The sequence below is a fragment of the Streptomyces sp. NPDC060205 genome, from assembly GCF_042728395.1.
GTDB lineage: Bacteria > Actinomycetota > Actinomycetes > Streptomycetales > Streptomycetaceae > Streptomyces.
This window is the reverse complement of sequence record NZ_JBHWZP010000127.1, coordinates 1-24,588: the sequence shown is the minus strand read 5'-3', so window position 1 is coordinate 24,588 and position 24,588 is coordinate 1. Positions and strand designations below refer to the sequence as shown.

At 70.8% G+C, this 24,588-nt stretch carries 21 protein-coding genes, 6 tRNA genes and 1 riboswitch; of the genes, 13 read left to right on the top strand and 14 right to left on the bottom strand.

Annotated elements, in window-relative coordinates; genetic code table 11:
• The first annotated feature begins 238 nt into the window (after positions 1-238).
• Both trmB and ACFWGJ_RS22610 read left to right on the top strand, forming a co-directional pair.
• Positions 239-1,054 carry a tRNA (guanosine(46)-N7)-methyltransferase TrmB gene (gene trmB / locus ACFWGJ_RS22615; protein ID WP_387327273.1) on the top strand — a complete coding sequence of 272 codons (816 nt, stop codon included), beginning with the start codon at positions 239-241 and terminating at the stop codon, positions 1,052-1,054.
• Between the two features lie 68 nt (positions 1,055-1,122).
• Positions 1,123-2,415, top strand: a complete 1,293-nt coding sequence (locus tag ACFWGJ_RS22610) for a PrsW family intramembrane metalloprotease (protein WP_387327271.1) — start codon at positions 1,123-1,125, stop codon at positions 2,413-2,415.
• 265 nt (positions 2,416-2,680) lie between these two features.
• Here ACFWGJ_RS22610 and ACFWGJ_RS22605 read toward each other — a convergent pair whose 3' ends face one another.
• The 4 genes from ACFWGJ_RS22605 to ACFWGJ_RS22590 form a co-directional block, all read right to left on the bottom strand.
• Positions 2,681-3,730, bottom strand: coding sequence for a M23 family metallopeptidase (locus ACFWGJ_RS22605; protein WP_387327268.1), 1,050 nt, complete (start codon positions 3,728-3,730; stop codon positions 2,681-2,683).
• 11 nt (positions 3,731-3,741) lie between these two features.
• Positions 3,742-3,899: riboswitch (cyclic di-AMP (ydaO/yuaA leader) on the bottom strand.
• 276 nt (positions 3,900-4,175) lie between these two features.
• A complete protein-coding gene (locus tag ACFWGJ_RS22600; RefSeq protein ID WP_387327266.1) occupies positions 4,176-5,309 on the bottom strand; it encodes a PP2C family protein-serine/threonine phosphatase in 1,134 nt (377 codons plus the stop codon).
• A gap of 179 nt (positions 5,310-5,488) precedes the next feature.
• Positions 5,489-5,562: transfer RNA gene (locus tag ACFWGJ_RS22595), tRNA-Met, on the bottom strand.
• Between the two features lie 52 nt (positions 5,563-5,614).
• A complete protein-coding gene (locus tag ACFWGJ_RS22590) occupies positions 5,615-6,760 on the bottom strand; it encodes a dihydrofolate reductase family protein (RefSeq protein WP_387327263.1) in 1,146 nt (381 codons plus the stop codon).
• Between the two features lie 99 nt (positions 6,761-6,859).
• Between ACFWGJ_RS22590 and ACFWGJ_RS22585 the strand changes: the two genes are divergently transcribed.
• The 3 genes from ACFWGJ_RS22585 to ACFWGJ_RS22575 all read left to right on the top strand — a co-directional run bounded on the left by ACFWGJ_RS22585 (position 6,860) and on the right by ACFWGJ_RS22575 (position 8,646).
• Positions 6,860-7,375 (top strand): MarR family winged helix-turn-helix transcriptional regulator, encoded by a 516-nt coding sequence (locus ACFWGJ_RS22585; protein WP_387327260.1) that lies wholly within the window; start codon positions 6,860-6,862, stop codon positions 7,373-7,375.
• Between the two features lie 126 nt (positions 7,376-7,501).
• Positions 7,502-8,143, top strand: a complete 642-nt coding sequence (ribA, locus tag ACFWGJ_RS22580) for a GTP cyclohydrolase II (RefSeq protein ID WP_381832517.1) — start codon at positions 7,502-7,504, stop codon at positions 8,141-8,143.
• A 65-nt stretch (positions 8,144-8,208) separates the two neighbouring features.
• The gene (locus ACFWGJ_RS22575) at positions 8,209-8,646 is read left to right on the top strand and encodes a hypothetical protein (RefSeq protein ID WP_381832520.1); all 438 of its coding nucleotides are present in this window, start codon (positions 8,209-8,211) and stop codon (positions 8,644-8,646) included.
• 39 nt (positions 8,647-8,685) lie between these two features.
• Here ACFWGJ_RS22575 and ACFWGJ_RS22570 read toward each other — a convergent pair whose 3' ends face one another.
• From ACFWGJ_RS22570 to ACFWGJ_RS22555, 4 genes are all read right to left on the bottom strand, one after another.
• Complete coding sequence (locus ACFWGJ_RS22570) at positions 8,686-8,964, bottom strand: type II toxin-antitoxin system RelE/ParE family toxin (RefSeq protein ID WP_381832529.1); 279 nt, start codon at positions 8,962-8,964, stop codon at positions 8,686-8,688.
• Entirely contained in the window at positions 8,957-9,223 is a 267-nt protein-coding gene (locus tag ACFWGJ_RS22565) for a type II toxin-antitoxin system Phd/YefM family antitoxin (RefSeq protein ID WP_381832523.1), read from the bottom strand. The genes ACFWGJ_RS22570 and ACFWGJ_RS22565 overlap by 8 nt, the downstream gene beginning before the upstream one ends.
• Before the next feature lie 66 nt (positions 9,224-9,289).
• Positions 9,290-9,586 (bottom strand): hypothetical protein, encoded by a 297-nt coding sequence (locus tag ACFWGJ_RS22560; protein ID WP_387327256.1) that lies wholly within the window; start codon positions 9,584-9,586, stop codon positions 9,290-9,292.
• Positions 9,586-9,846 (bottom strand): hypothetical protein, encoded by a 261-nt coding sequence (locus ACFWGJ_RS22555; protein WP_387327253.1) that lies wholly within the window; start codon positions 9,844-9,846, stop codon positions 9,586-9,588. The genes ACFWGJ_RS22560 and ACFWGJ_RS22555 overlap by 1 nt, the downstream gene beginning before the upstream one ends.
• 184 nt (positions 9,847-10,030) lie before the next feature.
• On the opposite strand from ACFWGJ_RS22555, the gene ACFWGJ_RS22550 reads away from it, so the two are divergent.
• Positions 10,031-10,300: a GntR family transcriptional regulator gene (locus ACFWGJ_RS22550; RefSeq protein WP_387327252.1), complete on the top strand. Its 270-nt coding sequence runs from the start codon at positions 10,031-10,033 to the stop codon at positions 10,298-10,300.
• A 72-nt stretch (positions 10,301-10,372) separates the two neighbouring features.
• The gene (locus tag ACFWGJ_RS22545) at positions 10,373-10,678 is read left to right on the top strand and encodes a GntR family transcriptional regulator (protein WP_387327249.1); all 306 of its coding nucleotides are present in this window, start codon (positions 10,373-10,375) and stop codon (positions 10,676-10,678) included.
• 51 nt (positions 10,679-10,729) lie between these two features.
• Here ACFWGJ_RS22545 and ACFWGJ_RS22540 read toward each other — a convergent pair.
• The 5 genes from ACFWGJ_RS22540 to ACFWGJ_RS22520 all read right to left on the bottom strand — a co-directional run bounded on the left by ACFWGJ_RS22540 (position 10,730) and on the right by ACFWGJ_RS22520 (position 16,361).
• Positions 10,730-10,802, bottom strand: a tRNA-Lys gene (locus ACFWGJ_RS22540).
• Between the two features lie 121 nt (positions 10,803-10,923).
• Positions 10,924-12,459, bottom strand: coding sequence for an amino acid permease (locus tag ACFWGJ_RS22535; RefSeq protein WP_387327247.1), 1,536 nt, complete (start codon positions 12,457-12,459; stop codon positions 10,924-10,926).
• A 192-nt stretch (positions 12,460-12,651) separates the two neighbouring features.
• On the bottom strand, positions 12,652-14,862 hold the full coding sequence (locus ACFWGJ_RS22530; protein WP_387327244.1) for a DEAD/DEAH box helicase: 2,211 nt from the start codon (positions 14,860-14,862) through the stop codon (positions 12,652-12,654).
• A gap of 267 nt (positions 14,863-15,129) precedes the next feature.
• Positions 15,130-15,642: a hypothetical protein gene (locus tag ACFWGJ_RS22525; RefSeq protein WP_387327278.1), complete on the bottom strand. Its 513-nt coding sequence runs from the start codon at positions 15,640-15,642 to the stop codon at positions 15,130-15,132.
• A 368-nt stretch (positions 15,643-16,010) separates the two neighbouring features.
• A complete protein-coding gene (locus ACFWGJ_RS22520; RefSeq protein WP_189776386.1) occupies positions 16,011-16,361 on the bottom strand; it encodes a metallopeptidase family protein in 351 nt (116 codons plus the stop codon).
• A 155-nt stretch (positions 16,362-16,516) separates the two neighbouring features.
• Between ACFWGJ_RS22520 and ACFWGJ_RS22515 the strand changes: the two genes are divergently transcribed.
• The 4 genes from ACFWGJ_RS22515 (at position 16,517) to ACFWGJ_RS22500 (ending at position 18,446) form a co-directional block, all read left to right on the top strand.
• A complete protein-coding gene (locus ACFWGJ_RS22515; RefSeq protein WP_387327241.1) occupies positions 16,517-18,073 on the top strand; it encodes a metallophosphoesterase in 1,557 nt (518 codons plus the stop codon).
• A gap of 80 nt (positions 18,074-18,153) precedes the next feature.
• A tRNA-Glu gene (locus ACFWGJ_RS22510) sits at positions 18,154-18,226 on the top strand.
• A 47-nt stretch (positions 18,227-18,273) separates the two neighbouring features.
• A tRNA-Asp gene (locus ACFWGJ_RS22505) sits at positions 18,274-18,348 on the top strand.
• Positions 18,349-18,372: 24 nt separating this feature from the next.
• Positions 18,373-18,446: transfer RNA gene (locus ACFWGJ_RS22500), tRNA-Phe, on the top strand.
• 697 nt (positions 18,447-19,143) lie between these two features.
• Here ACFWGJ_RS22500 and ACFWGJ_RS22495 read toward each other — a convergent pair.
• Positions 19,144-20,232 (bottom strand): ABC transporter permease, encoded by a 1,089-nt coding sequence (locus ACFWGJ_RS22495; protein WP_387327276.1) that lies wholly within the window; start codon positions 20,230-20,232, stop codon positions 19,144-19,146.
• Between the two features lie 147 nt (positions 20,233-20,379).
• Between ACFWGJ_RS22495 and hrpA the strand changes: the two genes are divergently transcribed.
• Both hrpA and ACFWGJ_RS22485 read left to right on the top strand, forming a co-directional pair.
• Entirely contained in the window at positions 20,380-24,378 is a 3,999-nt protein-coding gene (hrpA, locus tag ACFWGJ_RS22490) for an ATP-dependent RNA helicase HrpA (RefSeq protein WP_387327238.1), read from the top strand.
• Between the two features lie 93 nt (positions 24,379-24,471).
• A tRNA-Asp gene (locus ACFWGJ_RS22485) sits at positions 24,472-24,546 on the top strand.
• Positions 24,547-24,588: the final 42 nt, after the last annotated feature.

The following is a 24,588-nucleotide window of genomic DNA, read 5'->3' as shown; positions in this document are numbered from 1 at the left end:
GCCGTAGTCCGCCGCGTAGCCCTTCCGAACAAGGCCTGCCCTGTCAGCAGAGTTCCGTATGCCCGGGGGCGGCGGACTGCGGCGTACCGGCACGGCCCCGCCCCACGACGCCCGACACCACGCCCCACCCCGGACGGACCGGCACCACGCCCAAGCACCCCAGCACCCCAGCACCCCGCGCTCAACGCCCAGCACCCCGCACCCCGCACCCCGCCCCAAGCCGTAAAATCGACCCACTGTGTCTGATGCATCCCGAACCCCCCGCCCCAAGAGCGAACCCCGCTTCCCAGACGGCCCCCAGCCCGACCCGGCAGGCTCGCACTTCGAGCGACGGATCCGCAGCTTCCAGCCCCGCCGCAGCCGCGTCACCCAGGGCCAGGCGGACGCACTGCAGCGGCTCTGGCCCAAGTGGGGCCTGGACATCGACGGGCAGCGCACCCTCGATCTCGCCGAACTCTTCGCGGCCGACCTCCCCGTCGTCCTGGAGATCGGCTTCGGCATGGGCGAGGCGACCGCGCAGATGGCCGCCGCCGACCCCGGCACCGGCATCCTCGCCGTGGACGTCCACACCCCAGGCCAGGGCAACCTGCTGAACCTCGCGGACCGCGCCGGCCTGTCCAACCTCCGCGTGGCCAACGGCGACGCGATCATCCTGCTGCGCGAGATGCTGGCCCCGGACTCCCTCGCCGGCCTGCGCGTCTACTTCCCGGACCCCTGGCCCAAGAAGCGCCACCACAAGCGGCGCCTGATCCAGCCGGAGTTCCTCACGCTCGCCGCGTCCCGCCTGCGCCCCGGCGCGCTGCTGCACTGCGCGACGGACTGGGAACCGTACGCCGAAGTCATGCTGGACGTCCTCTCCGCGCACCCGGACTTCGAGAACACCAGCCCCGACAACGGCTACGCGCCACGCCCCGGCTTCCGCCCGCTGACCCGTTTCGAGGCCCAGGGCCTGGACAAGGGCCACGTGGTGAACGATCTCCTGTTCCGCCGCGTACCGCATGGCACGGACAGCAACGACAGCACGGACAGCGGTACGGACAGCACGGGCGTCTGAAGCCCCTCCCCCACGCCGGGACGGGGCACTCTCGCGGGCCGAGCCCCTCCCTCGTTAGGGTTTTTGTCATGGCCACCAGCCCCCCACCCCCGATACCCCCCGGCCTCCCCGCCGGAGGCACCCGGCGGCACGCACACTGGTGGCAGCGCACGTGGGTGCGCTACGCCGCGCTGACCACCCTGCTCGCCCTGTCCGGCCTGGTCATCCTGGCCCTCGTCCGCAAGCAGACCGGCACGGAGGGCTTCCTGGTGGGCCTCGGCCTCGCCATCTTCCCCGTCCCCCTGCTCGTCGCCGCGTTCCGCTGGCTGGACCGGGTCGATCCGGGCCCCTGGAGAAACCTGCTCTTCTGCTTCGCCTGGGGCGCCTGCGCGGCCGCGCTGATAGCCATCGTCGCGAACAGTTTCGCGACGCAGTGGATAGCGACGGCCACCGCGGATCCGTCCCACGCGGACACCCTCGGCGCGACGGTGATAGCGCCGATCGTCGAGGAGTCGGCGAAGGCGGCGGCCGTCCTGCTCGTCTTCCTGTTCCGCAGACGGGACTTCACGGGGATAGTCGACGGCGTGGTGATAGCGGGCGTCACGGCGACGGGCTTCGCGTTCACCGAGAACATCCTCTATCTGGGCACGGCCTTCGGCACGGACCAGCTCACCGGCGACACGGGGATCTTCTCCGTCACGGCCGCCACCTTTTTCGTACGCGTGATCATGTCGCCCTTCGCGCATCCGCTGTTCACCGTGCTGACGGGCATCGGCTTCGGCATCGCGGCGCTCTCGGCCGACCGCCAGCAGGTGCGGCGCGTGCTCCTGCCCCTCACCGGGCTGCTGCTCGCGATGGGCATGCACGCGATGTGGAACGGCTCGTCGGCGTTCGGCGAGTACGGCTTTTTCGCGGTCTACGCGGCGTTCATGGTCCCGTCCTTCGGGCTGCTCACCTGGCTGGCCGTCTGGACACGCCAGCGGGAACTGGGCACGGTCCGCACGGAACTGCCCTCGTACGCCGTGGCAGGCTGGCTGGCCGCGGCCGAGCCGTTCGTGCTCGGCTCGATGAAGGCGCGGCGGCTGGCGCGGGAGTACGCCACGCACCATGGCGGGCGGGACGCGGGGCGGGCGGTGGCGGAGTACGAGGCGTACGCCACCTCGCTGGCGTTTCTCCGCCATCGCGGGCGCCGGGGCCGGGCGGGGGCGGACTTCGCCGTACGGGAGCGGGAGTTGCTGCACGAGCTGTGGGCTCGGCGGGAGCCGGCCCGGCCGGCGCTGGCGTACGCGGCGCGGGCGACTGTGGGGGCGCCGGTGCCGTGGCCTGTGGCGGGGTACGGGTATCCGCCGCCTTACCCGGCATACAACCCGTACCGAACCTGACGCGCCGCGGTCCCGCGCGGGCCGTCCGTGGCTGGTCGCGCAGTTCCCCGCGCCCCTCAAAGCAAAAAACACGCCGTACCGACCGAAGCCGAGACCCAGGCGCGGGCCGTCCATGGCTGAGCGCGCAGTCCCCCGCGCCCCTCAGCGAAAAAGGCAAAGACGCGCGCGTCACCCGGACGCGCGCGTCAGTTTTTTCAGGTCTGTGTCAGTGGGAGTCAGGAGACCGCGGGGCGGGAGGCCGGCCAGGCCGGCCGCTGAGAGTGGTTTACGGGTTGAGGCCCTTGCCGCGCAGCCACGCCATCGGGTCGATCCCGCTGCCGCCGGCCGTGTGGACCTCCAGGTGGAGGTGCGCCCCGGTGACGTTGCCGGTGGCGCCCACGCGCCCGATGACGTCGCCGGTGCTGACCTTCTGCCCGACGCTGACGCCGATCGACGACTGGTGGGCGTACCAGAGCTCCGTACCGTCGTCGAGCGTGAGGACCGTGCGGTAGCCGTACGAGCCGCTCCAGCCCGCCTCGGTGATCGTGCCGCTGTGAACGGCCTTGATCGGGGTACCCGTGGGAGCGGCGAAGTCCAGACCCGTGTGCTGACCGGAGGACCACAGCGAGCCGGACTGCCCGAAGGTGGAGGTGATCGTGTACGAGGAGGTGGGCAGCGTGAACTGCTTGGCCAGCTCGGCGAGGCGCGCGGCCTCGGCCTTCGCCTTGGCCTCCTGCTCCTTCTTCTCCTTCGCGGCGGCGGCCTTGGCCTTCGCTGCGTCCTGCTCCTTGGCCGCGAGTGCGGCGGCCTTCTTCGCGGCGGCGGCCTCGGCGGACGCCTGGGCCTCGCGGTCGACCTGGTCCTGCTGGAGTTCGGCCTGGAGCATGATGCGAGAGCGCAGGGCCTCGCCGGCGTCGGCGTTGCCCTCCTCGGCGTCGGCCTCGGTGAGGCCGGCGGCGGTGAGCGCCGTGCTGGAGCCCTCGGGGGCCTCGTCGTCGGAGATCAGCGAGCCGACGTTCGGCAGGTCGGGGATCGAGATCGACACCGGCGGCTTGCCGGTCTGCGCGGAGGCCATGCCGCCCGCGCCGACGGCGGCTATGACGCCGACGCCCAGAACGGTGGAGCTGCGGGCGAGTCCCCCGCCACGCTGCTTGGCGACGCGGTGCTTGCCGCGGACGGGAACGACGGTGTCCGCGCTGGGATTCCAGGGCTCCCAGGGCTCATCGTCCCTGCGGGCGCCGAAGGCGAAGGTGTCGGGCTTCTTGTCGCCCGAGGTCTCTCCCGTCACCTCGTCAGGCATGAACGAGGGTGTGGGGGCAGGCCTGTTGAACGCCACGTGGGCGCGCTCCTTTCCTTCCTTCTCGCCTACCGGGTTAGCTGACGGGTTCGGAGCAGGAAGGTCTCCTACGCGCGTCAACCGCGGTGTTCACCACCACGAAAGACACGCGATTCACCCCATGTAGGTGGTTCCCCGGTTCCCTTGCGGGATTCGGCGCGTGCGCACGGAGCCGTCTCTTGTGACGGCTGGGACACCGCGCTGCGTTATCGAACGTTAATAGACTCAGGCACCGGATTCCAAGCTGTTCCTGATGATCGTTACGGCTGCTGGCCTGGACTTAAACGCTGCGAGCGGGGTAAATCGGGCGAGTTGATCGCCATTCACAGGTACCGTTTTTGTTGACGGTGTGTCAGTTGTTATGCGCAGGGGCGTCGTTCGACTACTGCAGGTGATATAGGTGCGGTGAGGTCCGGGAGAGGTCCGGGAAGACGCCCCGACGCCCTCACGGCCGCCGGACGGCGAGCAGCGCCATGTCGTCCGTACCGCCGCCCCCCGTGTACCGGAGCACGTCGTCCACCAGTTCGGCGAGCAGCGCGTCGGGCCCGGCGAACTCCCGCCCGGACAGCCGGGCCGCCGGGTCGAAGAACACGCCCCGACCGTCCCGGGCCTCGGACAGCCCGTCCGTGTGGAAGAGCAGCATGGATCCGCCCGGGAAGTCCTCCTCCTGCGCGCGGTCGGGCCAGGCGCCCAGGTCGCCCATCCCGAGCGGCAGCGCGGGTTCCGCCGCGGCGAGCGTGTGCACGGTCCCGTCGCCGCGCAGCAGGAGCGGTCCGGGATGGCCGCGGTTGACGAGTCGTACACGCTGGCTGCCGTGCGGGATCTCGGCGAGCACGGCGGTGATGAAGCCCTCGAAGACCTCGACGCTGTCGCGCCGCACCCCTTCGCGCATCAGCGACCGCTCCAGCCGCTGGGCGACCGCCTCCAGGGTGCTCTCCTGTTCGGCGGCCTCCCGGAAGGCGCCGATGACGACGGCCACGGCGGCGACCGCGCCCATGCCCTTCCCCCGTACGTCGCCCACGACGAGCCGTACGCCGTGCGGGGTGTCCTGCACGGCGTAGAGGTCGCCGCCGATGAGCGCGTCGGTCTGCGCGGCCACGTACCGCACCGCGAGGTCGAGGCCGCCGGTGCGCGCGGCGGGTTCGGGCAGGACGGCCCGCTGGGCGGCCTCGGCGATCTCGTGGGCGGAGGCCAGCCGGGCGTTGCCCAGGCTCACGAGCCGGTTGATGACGACGGCGAGGCAGGCGACCGTCGCCACGGTGGCGATCTCGGTGATCCCGCTCGCGTCGACGGCGAACCGCAGGGTGACGAGGACCATGGCCGCCGTCCCCGCGACGCCCGTCCACACGGTGGCGCCGAGCGACAGCAGGGGCGCGGCGACGAGCGAGGCGGCCGAGAGGAAGGGAGCGGCGGTGAAGTACTGCGGGGTGAGGACGTCGTACAGGACTCCGGCGACGATCAGCAGCGCGGGCAGCACGCGGACGACCGCGCGGGTACGGGGATACAGGCCGGTCCGTCTGTCCGGCTGCGACCCGGCGGAGCCCGGCGACCGCTGCTCGACCGCTCGACGCCCGATCACGTGTCTCCTGCCCTCGACCACCTCGCTCCGTCCAGAGTTCAGTGACCGGCGGTGAGGGGCGAGCGGACGGGGACCGGGCGGGTGAGCGCCGGCGTACGGGACGGCACGCGACACGGCTGCTGGAGCAGCGGAAAACACCTGAGGCCGGAATCCATTGGATTCCGGCCTCAGGCCTTCAGTAGCGGGGACAGGATTTGAACCTGCGACCTCTGGGTTATGAGCCCAGCGAGCTACCGAGCTGCTCCACCCCGCGTCGTTGACTCCACTGTACGCCATTCGCGGGACCCGGCGCACACCGGTAGATGTCAGCCCTGGTTCAGGTGCCGGTTGGGTGCCTTGGCCGCGCTCTCGTGCTCCGGGAGTACGACGACGTCGGCGCCCTCCGCCGCGAGCAGGCCGTTCCCGTCGGCGGCGGCCACGAACGTGTCGGGCTCGCGCCACGCGGTGACGACCCGGCGCACCCCCGCGTCGAGGATCAGCCGGGCGCAGGGCGCGGGCCGCGAGGCGCGGCGGGCGCAGGGTTCCAGGCTGCTGTAGACCGTGGCGGCGGGGAGCCGGGGATCGTCCGGCGCGATCTTGGCGAGCGCGGCCTCCTCGGCGTGCGCGACGGGGTCGGACTCGCGGGAGTACCCGCGGGCCAGCTCCGTGCCGTCGGCCGCGACGACGACCGCGCCGACGCTGAAGGCGGTCTCCGAGGGCGGGCACTCGGCGGCCAGTTCGCAGGCGAGCGCCAGCCACCGGTGGTCGGCGGCGGAGGGTACGGGCCCGGCGCCGGGCGCGGTGGGCACGTACCGCATGAGCACCACGTCTCCCACGGGCCGGGTCTCGACGAGTCGCAGCCGGCTGCGGGGGCCGCCGGGGTATTCGCCGTCCCCGAAGAGCTTCGGCGCGTGCGGCTGCCCCACGACGAGCGGCGCGAGGGCGAGCTGCAGTTCGTCGGCGAGGCCCTGCTGGAGGAGCTGGGTGTGGACCCGGCCGCCGCCCTCGACCATGAGCCGCCGTACGCCGCGGACGTCGTGGAGGTGGGTGAGCACGGCCCGCCAGTCCAGGCCGGGCCCCACGGGGACGACGTCGACGCCGAGTCCGTGCAGGGCCTGCCCGGCCGTCACGGCACCCTCGTCCGTCGTGTACACGACCTTCTCGCCGCCGGTGGACCAGAAGTTGGCGGTGGGGTCCAGGTCGCCGGTGCCGCTGACGGTGACCTTCAGCGGGTAGGCGGGCTTCCCCGCGGCGACGCGGGCGGCGCGCCGCTCGGCGGAGTTCACGAGGAGCCGCGGGTTGTCGGCGCGCAGGGTGCCCGCGCCGACCAGGATGGCGTCGGAGCCGGCCCGTACCTCGTCGACCCGGTCGAAGTCGGCGGGGCCGGAGAGCAGCAGCCGTTCGGGGCCGGTGTCGTCCAGACGGCCGTCGAGGGAGACGGCGGCGGACAACAGGACGTAGGGGTGGGGCATGGACGCGCTCTCTTTCGCGGGGCGGTGAGGCGGGGCGGGGGCCGTACCTGGGCTTCGGCCCGGCTTGGTTCAAGTTTGAAACAAACTTACACTGGAGGCATGACGACCCGCTGGCTCACCCCCGAGGAGCAGCGCGCCTGGCGCGCCTACATCGCCGCGTCCCACCTCCTGGAGGATGCGATCGACCGGCAGCTCCAGCAGGAGGCCGGTATGCCGCATGTCTACTACTCCATCCTGGCCAACCTCTCCGAGGCGCCGGAGCGCCGGCTGCGCATGACCGATCTCGCCGAGCGGACGAAGATCACGCGCAGTCGGCTGACGTACGCGGTGACCCGCCTGGAGAAGGACGGGGCGGTGCGCCGTGAGGGCTGCCCCAGCGACAGGCGCGGCAGTACCGCGGTGCTGACCGACGAGGGGATGACACTGTTGGAGCGTACGGCCCCGGGCCATGTGGAGACGGTCCGCGCGGCTCTCTTCGACCGGCTCTCTCCCGAGCAGGTGGGCCAACTGGAGGAGATCTGCGCGAGCGTCGCACGCGGCCTGGAGGGCGACGACGCGCAGGCACCCCCGGACGACGTCCCGTGGCGCCGCCGCTCACCGGGCCCGTGTACGTAGCCCCTGCGCCCGGGGCCTCTTCCCTACGACATCCGTTGCTTTAACTTTAAAGCATGGGTTAGGGTCTCGATCCGAGGATCTGCTTCAAATCTGAAGCAGATGAGGAACGTGGACCGGAGTACCCGCATGCCCGACTACCCCGCCGCCACCCAGCGCTCGCGCGTCCGGGTGCCCCTGCGCTTCCACGACGGCTACAGCGTCGACGCCGAACTGGTCACCTTCCACGGCCTGAGCGACGGCCAGGAACACGTGGCGATGATCCTCGGCGACCCGGCCGGTGCCGCCGCCGGCGCCACACCCCTGGTCCGCCTGCACTCCGAGTGCCTGACGGGCGACGCGTTCGGCTCGTCGCGCTGCGACTGCGGGCCGCAGCTGCGCGAGGCCGTCGAGCAGATCGCCGAGCGCGGCGGCGTCCTCCTCTACCTCCGCCAGGAGGGCCGCGGCATAGGCCTCTACAACAAGCTCGACGCGTACGCCCTCCAGGACGAGGGCCTCGACACGTACGCCGCCAACACGGCCCTCGGCCTGCCCGAGGACGCCCGCGACTACACGGCGGCGGCCCAGATGCTCACGGCGCTCGGCATCACGGAGCTGGACCTGCTCTCCAACAACCCCGACAAGGCGGAACAGCTCCGGGCGCTCGGCATCGACGTACAGCACCGCGTCCCGACGGGCGTGTTCACGACGGCCCACAACGTCCTGTACCTGCGGGCGAAGGTCCTCCAGACCCAGCACACGCTGCCGCTGGCGGAGCTGACGGCGGGCTGACGCGGCGGCCGTTCCGCATCGCCCGGAAGCGGTGGCTCCGCGCGACGGCGGGGCAGAACGGTGCCATGGGGGATGACGGGGACACGCAGGCGCAGGCGCAGGCACAACGCATCGCGGAGGACGGCAGACTCTGGCAGCACACGCTGCACGAGAACACGATGCTGTTCCAGCGGGGGAACCTCTTCCTGGTGGGCCAGTCGCTGTTCGCCGTGGCGTACACGACGCTCCTCACCTCGGAACAACACCTCGTGGCAGCGCGCGTCCTGGCCGCCTTCGGCCTCGTACTGGCCCTGACCTGGCTGTACGTGGGCCACCGGCACCGCCTGTACTACCAGCACGTGCAACGCCGAGCGGTGGAACGCCTGCCGGAGTACGCGGCGACCTGGTCGAGCTGGTCCACCCGCGGCCAGGGCCGGGGCCGAGGCCGCTCGATCATCCTGATCGCCTACGCGCTGCCGGCGCTGGCGGTGGTGATGTGGGGGGCGCTGCTGGTGATCACGTGAGCCCGTGAGCCCCTCACGTGGCCCCCGGTAGCCGCGCGGTCATACGTCGTAGACGCTGGACCGGTGTCCGACGTGGACCACCCACACCACCAGTTCCCCGTTGTCGAGCGTGTAGATGACTCGGTAGTCCCCGACGCGGAGGCGGCGCCGATCCGGCTGCGAGACCAGCGCGGTGGTGTGGAAGCCGAGCGGGTCCGTCTCCAGCTCCGTCAGCTTGGCGAGGATGCGCAGCGCGGCACCCCGGGGGATCTTGCGCAGTTCCGACCGCGCCTCCGGCCGGAAGACGGTGCGATACGCAGGCGCGCCGGGCTCATTCACCACGTGCCAACGTTTCCCTCATGACGTCCTCGATCGGGACGCCGTCCGCCGTGTTCGCCATGCGCTCGTCGATGATCCGGTTGATCTCGCGCTCTTCCCACTCCTGGTACCTGCGCAGGACCTCGATCGACACGACGGCGGCCACTTCCTTGCCCCGACGGGTGATGACCGTGGGGGTGTCGTCCCGGTCGGCCCGCTCGACCACCTCGGCCAGGTGGGCGCGCACGTCGCGGATGGACTCTATGGGCATCTGGGTCATGCACCCAAGAGTACCGAGTGCACCATGTGTACACAACGTGCGCACGGGGCCGGGCCTCCGGAGTGCCTACTCGGCGCCGGACAGGCGCACGCCTCGGGACTCGGCGACGCGCAGCGCGTCAGTCAGGCACTCGGCGAGCCGACGTCCGGCGAACCGCAGCTCCGCGGGCGGGGACGCCGGATCGTCGAGCAACGGGCGGGCGAGGTCGAGCACGTCGGCGCCCGTGGCGAGCAGCACAGCCTCCACGTCATCGGCGAGCCGGGACAGATACCCGCCGCCACTGTCCGCGACGAGGTAACAGGGCTTCCCGTCGAGCGACTGCCAGGGCAGCAGACGCGGCGCGGGGCCGGCGGGACGCTCCATCAGGCGGCCACCTCCCGCGCACCGATCAGATGCGAGTCGAGATCGACCCCCAGATCGGCGGCGAGCACGAGGGCGAGCCGACGCCGCTGCCGCAGTGCGGCTTCCGGGTCGCCTTCCACAAGGCTGGGGTGCACGGGGTGCCGTACGGCGGTGATGTGAAGACAGAGATAGGTCCGATGACGTGTGCGCCGCCGCGTGCCGGTACCCGGGCAGAAGAGAAGCCGCATCCATTGGAGGGCGCGGCGGATAGGGTCGAGCATGTTGACGCTCCTGTTTCAGCGTTGACCATGCCCCGGGAGGTCTTGCCACCTCGCCGGGGTCCTGCATATTTCGACCATACCGGGAACTGCGTCCCCCCGCACCCCTCTGATCAATACCGCGTCCCGACGCTACGGGACGCGTTCTGCCCCTGCGGTACGCGTAGGGCTGCGGCACCGTGGAGAGATGAGTGAGCTTCCGCGCTACGAGTACGTGAAACTCGCCGACGCGATCGCCGCAGACATCGCGTCCGGCACATTGCCGCAAGGGGCCGCGCTGCCCGGCGAGCGAGCCATGACGGATCTGTACGGCGTGAGCATCGGCACCGTGCGCCGCACCATCGTCGAACTCCGAAGGCGAGGACTCGTCGCCACCCTGCCCGCGAAGGGGACGTACGTCATCGACATGCCGAAGGCTCCCGGCGACGCACTCGATACCGACGAAACAGCCACCTGACGGGGTCGCTAGCGCGGCATCGGCGCACGCAGCGGGTGCTGTCCGCCGTCGCAGCCTGGGACTATCAAGCGCATGGGCAAGCATGGGCTCGACTCCCACACATCGCCAGAACCCGCTCTGGACCCGTTGAGCGCGACACCGCTGTATGTACAACTGGCCTATGCCATCGCGAGAAAGATCGCGTCCGGCGAGCTGGCGCCCGACCGCCCCATCCCCTCGGAGAACCATCTCGCCGACGAGTACGGCGTGGCCCGGCTGACCGCCCGCCGGGCCGCTCAGGAGTTGCGTGAGCGCGGGCTCATCGTCACCGTGCGCGGCAAGGGATCCTTCGTCGTGGAACGGCCGCCCGGCGACGGGGGCGAACCCCGTCAGGCCTGACGAACAAAACGAGCCCCCAGCTCAAGTGCCTCTGAGCTGGGGGCTTTCGTGTAGACCCTGTGGGACTCGAACCCACAACCAATGGATTAAAAGTCCACTGCTCTGCCAATTGAGCTAAGGGTCCGTGCGTCGGGCAACGCCGGCGCACGCACCGACCATGGTCGACGCAGGAACGAGCATAGCCGGACGCGGCCGGGACTCCGATCGGGTATCGGTGTCCCGGCCGCGTCAGGGAGTTCCGGGCGTCACGGATCCAAGGGCTCCGGGGTGCCCGCTCGGGCCGCTTCCCGGGCGCGGGTGCGTTCGTGGTCCGGGTTGAGGAACCAGTGGCGGGCCGAGGCGAACCACCATGCCGCCGCGAAGCCGAGGACCGCCAGGACCGCGACGGGCGCGTAGTTGAAGGTCTCCCAGGTGACCGGGGAGACCTGGGGGAGCATGAACAGGATCGTGATCACGCCCACCCAGACGACCGCCACGATGCCGATCGGGCGGGACCAGCGGCCCAGGTGCCACGGCCCCCGTTCGAACCCCTCGCCCTTGCGCAGCCGCAGCAGCGTCGGGATGACGTACGCGATGTAGAGGCCGATCACCGCGATCGACGTCACCGCCGCGTACGCGGTCACGTTGATCAGGTACGGCAGGCCGAGGACCAGCGCGCCCAGCGCCGCGAGCCACACCGCCGCGACGGGCGTACGGGTGCGCGGGTTCACCGTGTGCCAGAGGTGGGAATACGGCAGCGCCCCGTCGCGCGAGAAGGCGTAGATCATGCGGGAGTTGGCGGTCACGGACGCCATGCCGCAGAAGAGCTGTGCGCCGATGACGACGAGGAGCAGGAGCTTGCCCGCGGTCGCGCCGAGCGCGTCCAGGAGGATCTGCGCCGGCGGTACGCCCGTCGGCGAGGTGAGGGCGCCGTCGTACGACTGGATCGCGAAGGTGAAGCCGAGGAGGAGGACGAAGCCCGCGATCCACGAGGTCCAGATGGACTGGACGATGCCCTTGGGCCCGGCCGTGGACGCGTCGTGCGTCTCCTCCGTCATGTGCGCCGAGGCGTCGTACCCGGTGAAGGTGTACTGCGCCATCAGCAGGCCAAGCAGCACCACGTAGAAGCTGCTGCCCCAGCCCGTGTTGTTCACGAACTCCGTGAAGACGAAGGACGCGGACTGGTGCTGGTCGGGTACGAAGGTCAGCGCGCCGACGATGACCGCGACGCCCACGACGTGCCACCACACGCTGACGCTGTTGAGGAGGCCGACGATCCGTACGCCGAAGGTGTTCAGCAGGCCGTGCAGGACCAGGATGGCGGCGAAGAGCAGGATCGTACGGCCGGGTGTGACCTCGAAGTCGAACTGCAGGTTCAGGTACGCGCCCAGGAACGAGGCGGCGCCGAAGTCGATGCCGGCGGTGACGGCGACCTGGCCGAGGACGTTGAACCAGCCCGTGAACCACGCCCAGGCCGCCGCCGAACGCGGCGGAGCCAGGCGGTGGGCCCAGAAGTACAGGCCCGCGGAGGTCGGGTAGGCCGAACAGATCTCGGCCATCGCGAGCCCGACGAACAGGGTCATCAGACCCACCGCCACCCAGCCCCAGGTGATCACCGCCGGGCCGCCGGTGTTCATGCCGAACAGGTAGAGCGTCAGGCAGCCCGACAGGACCGAGATGATCGTGAAGGAGACCGCGTAGTTGGAGAACGCCGACATGCGGCGGGCGAGAACCTGCGTGTAACCGAGCTGGGCCAGCCGCTCTTCGTCCGACAGCCCACTCACTCTGGCGTCTTCTGTCATGCCCCCAGCAATTCCCTCGCCGGGGGTATGACATGCGCCACAGTGCGGTTGATCTGGCCGAAACACGGCCCCGGCACGGTCCGGGCACGGCCGCCACAAGTACGGGAACGCCGAAGGGCCCGGACGACCGAGGTCGTTCGGGCCCTTCGTGTACTGCCGGGTACTGCGTTGCCGCTACGGCGTCAGCGGGTCTCAGCCGTTGCGCTTCCAGCGCGGCTTGTCGTCGCGGCGGCCGTACGAGGAGCCGGTGGAACCGGAACCCGAGCCGGAGCCCGCGCCACGGTGGTCGTCACGGCGGCCCGAGGGGCGGTCGTGGCCGCCGGAGCGGAAGCCGCCGCCGGTGGGACGGTCCTGCCGGTCGCGGTTGAACGGACGGTCGCTGCCCCGGTGACCACCGGAGGGGCGGTCGTCACGGCGGAAGCCGCCGGTGGGACGGTCGCCGTCACGGCGGTCGCGGTTGAAGCCGCCACCGGAGCCGCCCGAGGGACGGTCGTCGCGGCGGAAGCCGCCACGGTCGCCACCGCGGTCGTCACGACGGTCGTCCCGGCGAAAACCGCCCGAGGGACGGTCGTCACGACGGTCGAAGGAACGGCCGCCGCGCTCGTCGTCCCGGCGGAAGCCACCGGAGGGACGCTCGTCACGGCGGTCACGGTTGAAGCCACCCGAGGGACGGTCGTCCCGGCGGAAGCCACCGCCGGTGGGACGGTCGCCGTCACGGCGGTCACGGTTGAAGCCGCCCGAGGGACGGTCGTCGCGGCGGAAGCCGCCACGGTCGCCACCGCGGTCGTCACGGCGGAAGCCACCGGACGGGCGGTCGTCACGACGGTTGTCGCGACGCTCGTAGTTGCCACGGTCGTCCCGGCGCTGACGCTGCTCGTCGCGCGGCTCGGCGGCCTGCGCCACCGGCTCCTGCGCCACGGCCGCCGCGGCGGCCTCGACGACGGCAGCCGCCTCGGCGAGCGCGGCCTCCGGGTCCTCGCCCCGCTCACGCGCGGAACGGGCGACCAGCCGGTCGGCCTCCTCGCGCAGCTCGACGGCACGCCGCTGCGCGCGCTCCAGCTCCTTGGTGAGCTGCGAGACCTCACGCTCGGCCTGCTGCGCCGCGTTGCCCGCGGACTCGGCCTGGACCTCGGTCATCGACCGGGCGCCCGTGATCTCCGCGACCTCCGGGTCGAAGGCGGCACCGCCCTGGATGATGTGGCGCGTGGCGTCGACGCCCGCGTCCTCCATCTGACGAAAGATCTGCCGGCGCTGGTGCGGCAGGGAGAGCGACACGACCGTGCCGCTGCGCCCCGCACGGGCCGTACGGCCGGAGCGGTGCAGGTAGTCCTTGTGGTCACCGGCCGGGTCCACGTTCAGGACCAGGTCGATGCCGTCGACGTGGATGCCGCGGGCGGCGACGTCGGTCGCGACGAGCGCGTTGACGTAGCCCTTCTTGAAGTCCTCCAGGACGCGCGTACGGGCGCCCTGCGTCATGCCGCCGTGCAGCGCGTCGGCCTTCACGCCGGAGTCGCACAGCTGCTCGGCGATACGGTCGGCGCCCAGCTGGGTGCGGACGAAGATGATCGTGCGGCCCTTGCGGGAGGCGATCGCGGCGGTGACCGGCGCCTTGTCCTTGGGCTTCACGATGAGGATGTGGTGCGACATGGTCGTGACGTTGCCCTGGGCGCTGTCGACCTCGTGCGTCACCGGGTTGGTGAGGTAGCGCTTGACCAGCGTGGAGATCTCGTTCTCCATCGTGGCCGAGAACAGCATGCGCTGGCCGCCGCCGGGGATCTGGTCGAGCAGCTCGGTGACCTCGGGCAGGAAGCCCAGGTCGGACATCTGGTCGGCCTCGTCGAGCACGGCGACCTGGACGTTCTCCAGCGAGCAGGCGCCGCGGTTGATGATGTCGCGCAGGCGGCCCGGGGTGGCGACGAGGACGTCGACGCCGCGCTCCAGGGCGTAGATCTGGTTGCCCATCGACGTACCGCCGCAGACGACCTTCATCTTGAGGCCGAGCACGTCGCCGTACGGCTGGAGGGCGTCCGCGACCTGCATCGCGAGCTCACGCGTCGGCGTGAGGATGATGCCGCGGGGCTTCTTCTTCTCGGTGTGGCCGCCGGAGAGCTGCGTGAGCAGCGGCAGGCCGAAGGAGAGGGTCTTGCCGGAGCCGGTACGGCCGCGGCCGAGGATGTCCTTGCCGGCCAGGGCGTCCGGGATGGTCGCGGCCTGGATCGGGAAGGGGCTGGTCACACCGTTCTGGGCGAGCTTGCGCACGACGCCCTCGGGGAGACCCAGGTCGCCGAACGTGACCTCGGGGGTCTCGGGAGCCGCGGCAGCCTCGGGGGCCGCGGTCTCTTCGGTCACCTCGGGCGCCTCGTTCTCGGGCACGACGATGTGATCAGTACTGGAAATGGACATGCGAATGCGAAACCTTCCGGAGTCTCTTCGGCACGCGCCCGTCAACTCCGTGATTTCGCAAACGACCGCCTCAATGCGGTCAGCCACGGCAAGGGAGAGTACGCGCCACGCGGCGCTCTGTGATGGCGCCGGGCGATGGGATCAAACGATCTACTACCATACGCACCCTGTGCCACTCAAGGCAAACCGGGGCCGAATATCCTGGTCAGAGGCCCGCACAGCCCGCGAGCCTTGGCGGCCGGACACCGCTCAGGCCTCGATCACAGGTCAGGCCTCGATCCCGGCCTGCGGCGCCGGCTCCCGGCGTTCGACGAGCTGCGGTTCCGGCTCCGGATGCGCCGAGGACGACGGCTCGGCGGTGGTCGGGTCCGGGGACGGCGGCGGGGTCTCCTTGGGCGGCGTCGGCTCCGGGTCCTGACGCGTCGGCGTGGGCTGCTCCTTCGTCGGCGAAGGCACCCCTGGCCTGGGCTTCTTTCCCCCGCTCTCGCCCTTGACCGGCTTCTTCGGCGCGGCCGAACCGCTCTCCCCCGCCGACGGCGACGCCGACCCGGACGCGGACCTGCCCGGCTTCGCCCTGGCGTGTTTTCCGTCACTCGCGCCGTGATAGCCGGAGTCGCCACGGCCCACCGCGGACCCCCCGTCGGGTTCCTCGCCGCCCCGCTGCCCCGCCGAGTGGGAGGGCCTGGCCCGGCTGCCCCCCTCGTCGTCGCCGACGCTCATGCAGCCCGCGGAGGCGGCGACTGCCAGGGCCGCGACGGCCAGACGGACGGGTACGTACATGGCGCGCACGGGCAGCTACCTCCGGATGGGGTCCCCCCTTGCCCGGACCGGGCCGGGAACGCGGGGACGGGAGCGCGAGGAAGGGTATGGGGAGTCCCCCTGCCCAACTCCCGCCGCCCGCAAGAGGACACGCGGCCGTATGCGTCGGACCCGTGCACACAGGGCCGGATGCCGGCCGGACAACAGGCGCGTCCGACCGCCCGACGCCGGCCTGAGCACGTGCTCACCTGCTTCGCTTCTTCGGGCGGGGCCGAACCCTTGCCTTCAGGGGCGCGGGGAACTGCGCAACACCAGCCACGACGCACCCGAGCACCTGTAACTGCACCCGCACCCGCACCCGACAACGCACCCCGTCCGGCGGCCGGACGTCAGCCGTACCCCAGGGCGTGCAGGCGCGCGTCGTCGATACCGAAGTGGTGGGCGATCTCGTGCACCACCGTCACCTCGGTCTCGGCCACCACCTCCTCGCGCGTCCCGCACATCCGCAGCGTGGGCCCCCGGTAGATCGTGATCCGGTCCGGCAGCACCCCGGCGTACCACTCGCCGCGGTCGGTCAGCGGGGTCCCCTCGTAGAGCCCGAGCAGCTCGGGATCGTCGGCGGGCGGTTCGTCCTCGACGAACACCGCCACGTTGTCCATCAGCCGCGTCAGCTCCGGCGGGATCCGGTCCAGGGCCTCGGCGACCAGTTCCTCGAACTCCTCGCGCGTCATCTCCAGCACAAGACCATTGTCCGGTACGGACGCCAGGACGGTAGGGCTGCCGCACAGACGGTAGGGCTGCCGCACAGACGGCGGGGCCACCGCACAGGGGGCCCGTGGCGGACGGCGGCCGGTGCGCCCGCATACCGGACCCGCCCCTTGGGCATACGGGCCCAATGGCCCGCGTCCCCGCTGCCGCCGCTCTGCTCCGCGTACGGAAGGCTCCCCGCATCCTCGTACGGCACTACCGCTCACGCCGCTCCCAGCCCGCCATCGAACTCGTCCACCAGCCGCACCCCTATACCCGTGCGCTCGGGCTCGTCGCCGTCGTGCTGCTCGGCGGGTGGCTCGGGCTGCTGGTCGTCGGCAACGTCCGGGCGCAGGTCGGCCCCATGGACACCACGATGACCCTGCGCCCCTCCCTCACCGGCGGCACGAAGATCAACGTCTCGCCGCTCGGCGCCCTCGAACTGCGCAGCCACACCGCTCCCCTGCGGCTCGACGTGGACGTCGACCAGCTCGACCCGGTCCGCTCACAGGCCCTCGTCGACCACCCGGAACGGCTCTCCGGCCTCCAGGACGAGGTCGCCGAGGACGTCGGCGCCGGCACGCTCGACCTGGCCGTACGGTCCTGTGTCGCCGTGGTCGCCGGCGCGACCGGGCTGGGCCTCGCCGTCTACCGCCGCCCGCGCCGGGCCCTCGCGGCGGGCGGCCTGGCGCTGACCCTGCTGGCCGCCTGCGGGGCGACGGCCTTCGCCACCTGGAACCCCAAGTCGGTACTTGAGCCGAAGTTCTCGGGCCTGCTCTCCTCCGCGCCCTCGGTCGTCGGCAACGCGCGCAGCATCGTCAGCGAGTTCGACGTCTACCAGAAGGAACTGGCCCGCCTGGTGACGAACGTGACGAAGCTGTACGACGTCACGTCCACGCTGCCCGCGTACGCGCCGGACCCCTCCACGATCCGGGTCCTGCACGTCTCCGACATCCATCTCAACCCGGCGAGCTGGAAGATCATCGCGTCGCTGGTGAAGCAGTACAAGATCGATGTCATCGTCGACTCCGGCGACACGATGGACCACGGGACGGCGGCGGAGAACGCCTTCCTGGACCCGGCGGCCGACCTGGGCGCCCCGTACGTGTGGGTGCGCGGCAACCACGACGGACGGGTCACCCAGGACTACTTGCGGCGCATGAAGAACGTGCACGTCCTCGACGACGGCCGGGCGGTCTCCGTCGCCGGGCTGCGCTTCGCGGGGATCGGCGACCCGCAGTTCACCCCGGACCGCTCGGCCGGGGTGGGCGGCGCGGGCCAGTCGGAGGTGCTGGCGGGCGCCCGCCTCGCCTCCTCCCTCCGCGACCAGGAGGCGGCCGGCACCCCCGTGGACATCGCGGTCGCGCACAACCCGACGGCCGCGCGCGAGACGGACGGGGACGTGCCGCTGGTGCTGGCGGGCCATGTCCACCACCAGGAGATGGAAGTCATGAAGTACGGCACGCGGCTGCGCATCGAGGGCTCGACGGGCGGGGGCGGGCTGCGTGCGCTGGAGGGCGACGACCCCGCGCCGATCGAGACGTCGATCCTCTATCTGGACCGCGACACCCGCCGGCTCCAGGCCTGGGACGAGATCAAACTGGGCGGCCTCGGACTGACGACGGCCGAGGTCAGCCGGCATCTCCCGAAGGAGAACCAGCCCGGGGCGCCCGCCTCCCGCACGCCTTCCACCCCCACCCCGTAAACCGTTTTGGCGATCCCTCCCGACATCCCATATGCTTCTCACGTCCCCGACGCGCTGCGAAGCGCCCAGGTGGGCCGATAGCCCTCATCGTCTAGCGGCCTAGGACGCCGCCCTTTCAAGGCGGTAGCACGGGTTCGAATCCCGTTGGGGGCACGCAATACCGTGTGCGAGACTGAGTTCGCTCGCTTGCGCACAAGCTTGGTCCTGTGGAGCAGTTTGGAGTGCTCGCCACCCTGTCAAGGTGGAGGCCGCGGGTTCAAATCCCGTCAGGACCGCTGCGGTTCTTTGTTGAACCGCGTGGCTGGGTAGCTCAGTTGGTACGAGCGATCGCCTGAAAAGCGATAGGTCGCCGGTTCGATCCCGGCCCCAGCCACAAATCGAAGGCCCCGTCCAGGTGGACGGGGCCTTCTTTGTGCAGCGGGCTGCGGCCGGGCGAGCGTGGGCCGTTTGCCATGAGCCGTAGGGCATCGGTGGGGTTTTCGGCTGCGGGTACGTCGTGGCTGGTCGCGCAGTTCCCCGCGCCCCTGAAGGCGTCGTGGCTGGGCGCATCGTTGCCCGCGCGCCTTTAAGCAAGCGTCGTGGCTGGGCACGTAGTTCCCCGCGCCCCTCCCACGCGCCAGCGCGCCGCTCGGGCCGCCGACGCGTGGGCCGGGGGCCCCATTCGGGGCGGCGACCTGAGCCTTACGCCCGACGTCTTGCAGGGGCACGAGATCAACGAGGCCAGCCCTGGCGCCTTCAGGGGTGCGGGGAACTGCGCGACCAGCCCCCACCGGCCCGCAGCCGAACCAACACACCAACCACATGACGCACGCCCCGACCGCCCCTCAGGGGCGCGGGAGCAACTAGACCAGCCCCGGTGCCTTTAGGGGCGCGAGGAACTGCGCAACCAGCCCCCACCGACCCCCAGCCGAACCCGCCGACACCGACCACATGACGCACGCCCCGGCCACCCGTCAGGGGCACGGGAGCAACTAGACCAGCCCCGGCGCCTTTAGGGGCGCGGGGAACTGCGCGACCAGCCCCCACCGACCCGCAGCCGAACGAGCCGACGCCGGCCAAATGGGACGGCGTCAGGACGCCGCGCCCGCCCCCGGGGATGGCGGTGGGGTGCCCGCCGCGTGGGACGGACCCCCGGTTCGGCCTCCCGGGTGGCGGTGGCGCCAGGTCCAGAAGACCGCGCAGGAGAGCAGGGCCCAACCGGCCAGGACCAGGAACGGGAAGACGTGCTGGTGACCGGCGAAGTACACCGCCGTGTGCTGGGCGTTGACCGAGCCGCCGGGCGGGAGCCAGCGGCCGATGACGCCCAGCGGGGACGGCAGCAGGGGCCAGGAGACCGCGCCGCCCGACGACGGGTTGCCGAGCATGACCATCAGCCCCCAGGTGGGCAGCATCGCCCAGCGCCCGAACAGGGTGTTGAACATCGTGAAGACCATGCCGGACGTGAACATGGTCAGCGCGAGGATCAGCCAGGACTCGACGAACGGCAGCTGAAGGGCGCCGAGGATCCAGTCGACCGCCACCACGATCGCGAAACCGCCGAGCAGGGCGTACGCGGCGGTGAACCCGATGCGTTCCATCGGGTTCAGCCCCCGCGCGTGCACGCTGAGCTGGATCGCCCCGATGAAGCCGATGATCACGGCCGCCAGGGAGATGTAGAAGATGGCGAGGCCTCGCGGATCGCCCTCCTGGAGCGGCTTGATGTCCCGGACCGTGACCGCCACCCCCGTGGCCTTGCCGACGGCCGGCGCCGCCTGCTGCAGCAGCTCCGCGACCGAGGCCCCGGACGCCCCGGAGACGTCGAGGACCACCGACCTGCCGTCGTCCCGCGCGTCGAGGATCGCGAAGACCTTCTGGTCGTTCACCGCCTCCACGGCAGCCGCCCGGCTGTCGTACGCGTGGATCTTCAGGGAGGCGTCGAGCGCCTTCTCCATCCCCGCGAGGAACGCCTTGCCCCGCCCCTCCTCGTACGAGCCCACCACCGCGGTCGGCACATGGCGCGGGGTCGGGTTCGCCATGGAGTACGTGTACGAGCCCGCGAAGAGGCCCGCCGCCGCGGCGAGGATCAGCACCAGCACCGACGCGGGAAGGAAGGGGGACTCCTTGAAGGAGGCCCAGCGTTCGCGCCGCGTGGGCGGTCTGCCATGGGCACCGTGCGGCATCTCGGACATACGCCCACGCTAAAGGCGCATAAAGGATATTTCTCTGCGACGGTCACCCCGGCCGGCCTCGGAGCCCTGCCTGCCGGACAGGCCCCCGCGCAAAAGCGTTCGCCCCACGTTTCCCCGAGGTGAGATCCTGGACCGCGTATGTCTACGCATCCTGCCCCCGCCCTCGGCGATCTCGCCTCCCGTCTGGCCGAGCTGTCACTGCGCGACGCGCACCGGCTCGGGCGCAGGCTCGAAGGCGCGCGCCGGATCCGCAAGCCAGAGGCCCGCGCCGCCGTCACCGCCGAGATCGGGGCGGAGGTGGCGAAGGCCGAGACCCGCATGGCCGAGCGGCGCGGCCGCGTGCCCACCGTCTCGTACCCCGAGCAGCTGCCCGTCAGCCAGAAGAAGGACGTGATCGCGGACGCCATCCGTGATCACCAGGTCGTCATCGTCGCGGGCGAGACCGGCTCCGGCAAGACGACCCAGATCCCCAAGATCTGTCTGGAGCTGGGCCGTGGTGTCCGCGGCATGATCGGGCACACCCAGCCCCGCCGGATCGCCGCCCGTACGGTCGCGGAGCGGGTCGCCGACGAGCTGGACACCCCGCTGGGCGAGGCCGTCGGCTGGAAGGTCCGCTTCACCGACCAGGTCAGCCCGGAGGCCACCTTCGTCAAGCTGATGACGGACGGCATCCTGCTCGCCGAGATCCAGACGGACCGCGAGCTGCGCGCGTACGACACGATCATCATCGACGAGGCCCACGAGCGGTCCCTGAACATCGACTTCCTGCTCGGCTATCTGGCCCAGCTGCTCCCGAAGCGGCCGGACCTGAAGGTCGTCATCACCTCCGCGACCATCGACCCGGAGCGGTTCTCCCGGCACTTCGGGGACGCGCCGATCGTCGAGGTCAGCGGGCGCACGTACCCCGTCGAGGTGCGCTACCGCCCGCTCCTGGAGGAGGACGGCGACGACGCCGACCGCGACCAGATCACCGCGATCTGCGACGCCGTCGAGGAGCTGCAGGGCGAGGGCAAGGGCGACATCCTCGTCTTCCTCTCCGGGGAGCGCGAGATCCGCGACACCGCGGACGCGCTGGAGAAGAAGAAGTACAGATTCACCGAGGTACTCCCTCTCTACGCGCGCCTCTCGCACGCCGAGCAGCACCGCGTGTTCCAGCAGCACACGGGGCGCAGGATCGTTCTGGCGACCAACGTCGCCGAGACCTCCCTCACCGTCCCGGGCATCAAGTACGTGATCGACCCGGGCAACGCCCGTATCTCCCGATACAGCCACCGCACGAAGGTCCAGCGCCTGCCCATCGAGGCGATCTCGCAGGCCAGCGCCAACCAGCGCAAGGGCCGCTGCGGCCGTACGAGCGACGGCATCTGCATCCGGCTGTACTCCGAGGACGACTTCCTCGCCCGCCCGGAGTTCACCGACGCCGAGATCCTCCGTACGAACCTGGCGTCCGTCATCCTCCAGATGACCGCGGCGGGGCTCGGCGAGATCGAGAAGTTCCCCTTCATCGACCCGCCGGACCACCGCAACATCCGCGACGGCGTCCAGCTCCTCCAAGAACTGAACGCCCTCGATCCGACGGAGAAGGACCCCCGCAAGCGGCTCACCGACACCGGTCGCAAGCTCGCCCAGCTGCCCGTCGACCCGCGGCTGGCCCGCATGGTCCTGGAGGCCGACAAGAACGGGTGCGTGCGCGAGGTCATGGTGATCGCCGCCGCGCTCTCCATCCAGGACCCGCGCGAGCGGCCGGCCGACAAGCAGACCCAGGCCGACCAGCAGCACGCCCGCTTCAAGGACGAGACGTCCGACTTCCTCGCGTACCTCAACCTCTGGCGGTACGTGCGCGAGCAGCAGAAGGAGCGCGGCTCGTCCTCGTTCCGTCGCATGTGCAAGCAGGAGTACCTGAACTTCCTGCGGATCCGCGAGTGGCAGGACATCTACACGCAGCTGCGGACCGTCGCCAAGCAGATGGGCATCCATCTCAACGAGGACGACGCGCCCGAGCAGCACGTCCATCTGTCGCTCCTGGCCGGGCTCCTCTCCCACATCGGCATGAAGGACGTGAAGGAGACCGGGAAGGAGGGCGGCAAGGACGGCGGGAAGGACGGCCGCAGCAGCACGAAGAACGACTACGTGGGCGCCCGCAACGCCAAGTTCGCGATCTTCCCCGGCTCGGCCCTCTTCAAGAAGCCCCCGCGCTTCGTGATGTCCGCCGAACTCGTCGAGACGTCCCGGCTGTGGGCCCGCGTCAACGCGAAGATCGAGCCCGAGTGGATCGAACCGCTCGCGGAGCACCTGCTGAAGCGCACGTACAGCGAACCGCACTGGGAGAAGGACCAGGCGGCGGTGATGGCGTACGAGAAGGTCACGCTGTACGGGGTGCCGATCGTCGCCCAGCGGAAGGTCAACTACGGGCGCATCGACCCCGAGATCAGCCGCGAGCTCTTCATCCGCAACGCACTCGTCGAGGGCGACTGGCGTACGCACCACAAGTTCTTCGCCGACAACCGGCGGCTGCTCACCGAGGTCGAGGAGCTGGAGCACCGGGCGCGCCGCCGGGACATCCTGGTCGACGACGACACGCTCTTCGACTTCTACGAGGAGCGGGTGCCCGCGCATGTCGTGTCCGGCGCCCACTTCGACTCCTGGTGGAAGCACAAGCGCCACGAGGAGCCCGAACTCCTCGACTTCGAGCGCTCGATGCTCATCCGGGAGACGGCCGGCGCGGTCACCAAGGACGACTATCCGGACTCCTGGCGGCAGGGGCGGCTGAAGTTCCCCGTCACGTACCAGTTCGAGCCGGGCGCCGACGCGGACGGCGTGACCGTCCACATTCCGCTCCAGGTGCTGAACCAGGTCACGGACGACGGCTTCGAGTGGCAGATCCCGGGGCTGCGCGAGCAGGTCGTCACCGAGCTGATCCGGTCCCTCCCGAAGCCGATCCGCCGCAACTACGTGCCCGCGCCCAACTTCGCGCAGCGGTTCCTGGAGCGGGCGGTGCCCCTGCAGGAGCCCCTGACCGTGACGATGGCGCGCGAGCTGAAGCGCATGGTCGGAGTGCCGCTCACCGCCGACGACTTCGACTGGTCCCGGCTCGACGACCACCTGAAGATCACCTTCCGGATCGTCGACGAGCGGCGCCGCAAGCTCGCCGAGGACAAGGACCTGGAAGCCCTGAAGATCCGGCTGCGGCCCAAGGCGCGCCAGGCGATCTCCAAGGCCGCGGCGGCCACCGCCGAGCGGCAGGGCGGGGAGTCCCTGGAGCGCACGGGGCTGACCGACTGGACCATCGGCTCCCTCACCCGTCTCTTCGAGACGCGCCGGGCGGGCCAGCCGGTGAAGGCGTACCCGGCGCTCGTCGACGAGGGCCCGGCCGCGAACACCGTCTCCGTACGCCTCTTCGACACCGAGGCCGAGCAGCAGCAGGCGATGTGGAAGGGCACGCGGCGGCTCATCCTGCGCAACATCCCGGTGAACCCGGCGAAGTTCGCGTCGGACAAGCTCACCAACGCGCAGAAGCTGGCCCTGTCCGCGAATCCGCACGGCTCGATCCAGGCCCTGTTCGACGACTGCGCGATGGCCGCCGCCGACAAGCTGATCGGCGACTTCGGAGGCCCGGCCTGGGACGAGGAGTCGTACCGGAAGCTGTACGACAAGGTGCGCGCGGAGATCGTCGACACGACGGTCCGCACGGTCGGCCAGGTCGAACAGGTGCTGGCGGCCTGGCAGGCCTGTGAACGCCGCCTGAAGGGCGTACGCAGCCCCGTGCTGCTCGCCAACCTGGCGGACGTACGGACGCAGCTGGACGCCCTCGTACGGCCCGGCTTCGTCACGGCGACGGGCCTGCGGCGGTTGCCGGACCTGATGCGCTATCTGGTGGCGGCGGACCGCCGGCTGCAGCAGATGCCGACGAACGCGCAGCGGGACACCAGCCGGATGGAGAAGGTCCACGAGATGCAGGACGAGTACGCCTGGCTGCTGGAGCAGTTGCCGCAGGGCCGTCCCGTCCCCTCCTCCGTACGGGACATCCGCTGGATGATCGAGGAGCTGCGGGTCAGCTACTTCGCGCACGCGCTGGGCACGGCGTATCCGGTCTCCGACAAGCGCATCGTGAAGGCGATCGATGCGGCCGCACCGTGACGGCGTGTGCACGGTGGGTGAGTTCGCTCTGCGGGCCACCCCTCCTGTAGAGTCTCGTTTCGCAGCGCAACGCAAGATCGCACTGCGAATCAAGGTCCTGTGGAGCAGTTTGGAGTGCTCGCCACCCTGTCAAGGTGGAGGCCGCGGGTTCAAATCCCGTCAGGACCGCAGAAGAAGAACGAAGGCCCCGCATCCGTAACGGATGCGGGG

Bases quoted from the DNA above. Each gene is read 5' to 3' on its own strand.
- ACFWGJ_RS22575 (WP_381832520.1), top strand. From the start codon at position 8,209: ATGGGGGATGACGGGGACACGCAGGCGCAGGCGCAGGCACAACGCATC.
- ACFWGJ_RS22515 (WP_387327241.1), top strand. From the start codon at position 16,517: ATGGCCCGCGTCCCCGCTGCCGCCGCTCTGCTCCGCGTACGGAAGGCT.
- ACFWGJ_RS22545 (WP_387327249.1), top strand. From the start codon at position 10,373: ATGGGCAAGCATGGGCTCGACTCCCACACATCGCCAGAACCCGCTCTG.
- ACFWGJ_RS22590 (WP_387327263.1), bottom strand. From the start codon at position 6,760: ATGCCCCACCCCTACGTCCTGTTGTCCGCCGCCGTCTCCCTCGACGGC.
- ACFWGJ_RS22525 (WP_387327278.1), bottom strand. From the start codon at position 15,642: ATGTACGTACCCGTCCGTCTGGCCGTCGCGGCCCTGGCAGTCGCCGCC.
- ACFWGJ_RS22610 (WP_387327271.1), top strand. From the start codon at position 1,123: ATGGCCACCAGCCCCCCACCCCCGATACCCCCCGGCCTCCCCGCCGGA.
- ribA (WP_381832517.1), top strand. From the start codon at position 7,502: ATGCCCGACTACCCCGCCGCCACCCAGCGCTCGCGCGTCCGGGTGCCC.
- ACFWGJ_RS22550 (WP_387327252.1), top strand. From the start codon at position 10,031: ATGAGTGAGCTTCCGCGCTACGAGTACGTGAAACTCGCCGACGCGATC.
- hrpA (WP_387327238.1), top strand. From the start codon at position 20,380: ATGTCTACGCATCCTGCCCCCGCCCTCGGCGATCTCGCCTCCCGTCTG.
- ACFWGJ_RS22535 (WP_387327247.1), bottom strand. From the start codon at position 12,459: ATGACAGAAGACGCCAGAGTGAGTGGGCTGTCGGACGAAGAGCGGCTG.
- ACFWGJ_RS22495 (WP_387327276.1), bottom strand. From the start codon at position 20,232: ATGCCGCACGGTGCCCATGGCAGACCGCCCACGCGGCGCGAACGCTGG.
- ACFWGJ_RS22530 (WP_387327244.1), bottom strand. From the start codon at position 14,862: ATGTCCATTTCCAGTACTGATCACATCGTCGTGCCCGAGAACGAGGCG.
- ACFWGJ_RS22560 (WP_387327256.1), bottom strand. From the start codon at position 9,586: ATGGAGCGTCCCGCCGGCCCCGCGCCGCGTCTGCTGCCCTGGCAGTCG.
- ACFWGJ_RS22585 (WP_387327260.1), top strand. From the start codon at position 6,860: ATGACGACCCGCTGGCTCACCCCCGAGGAGCAGCGCGCCTGGCGCGCC.
- ACFWGJ_RS22555 (WP_387327253.1), bottom strand. From the start codon at position 9,846: ATGCTCGACCCTATCCGCCGCGCCCTCCAATGGATGCGGCTTCTCTTC.
- ACFWGJ_RS22565 (WP_381832523.1), bottom strand. From the start codon at position 9,223: ATGACCCAGATGCCCATAGAGTCCATCCGCGACGTGCGCGCCCACCTG.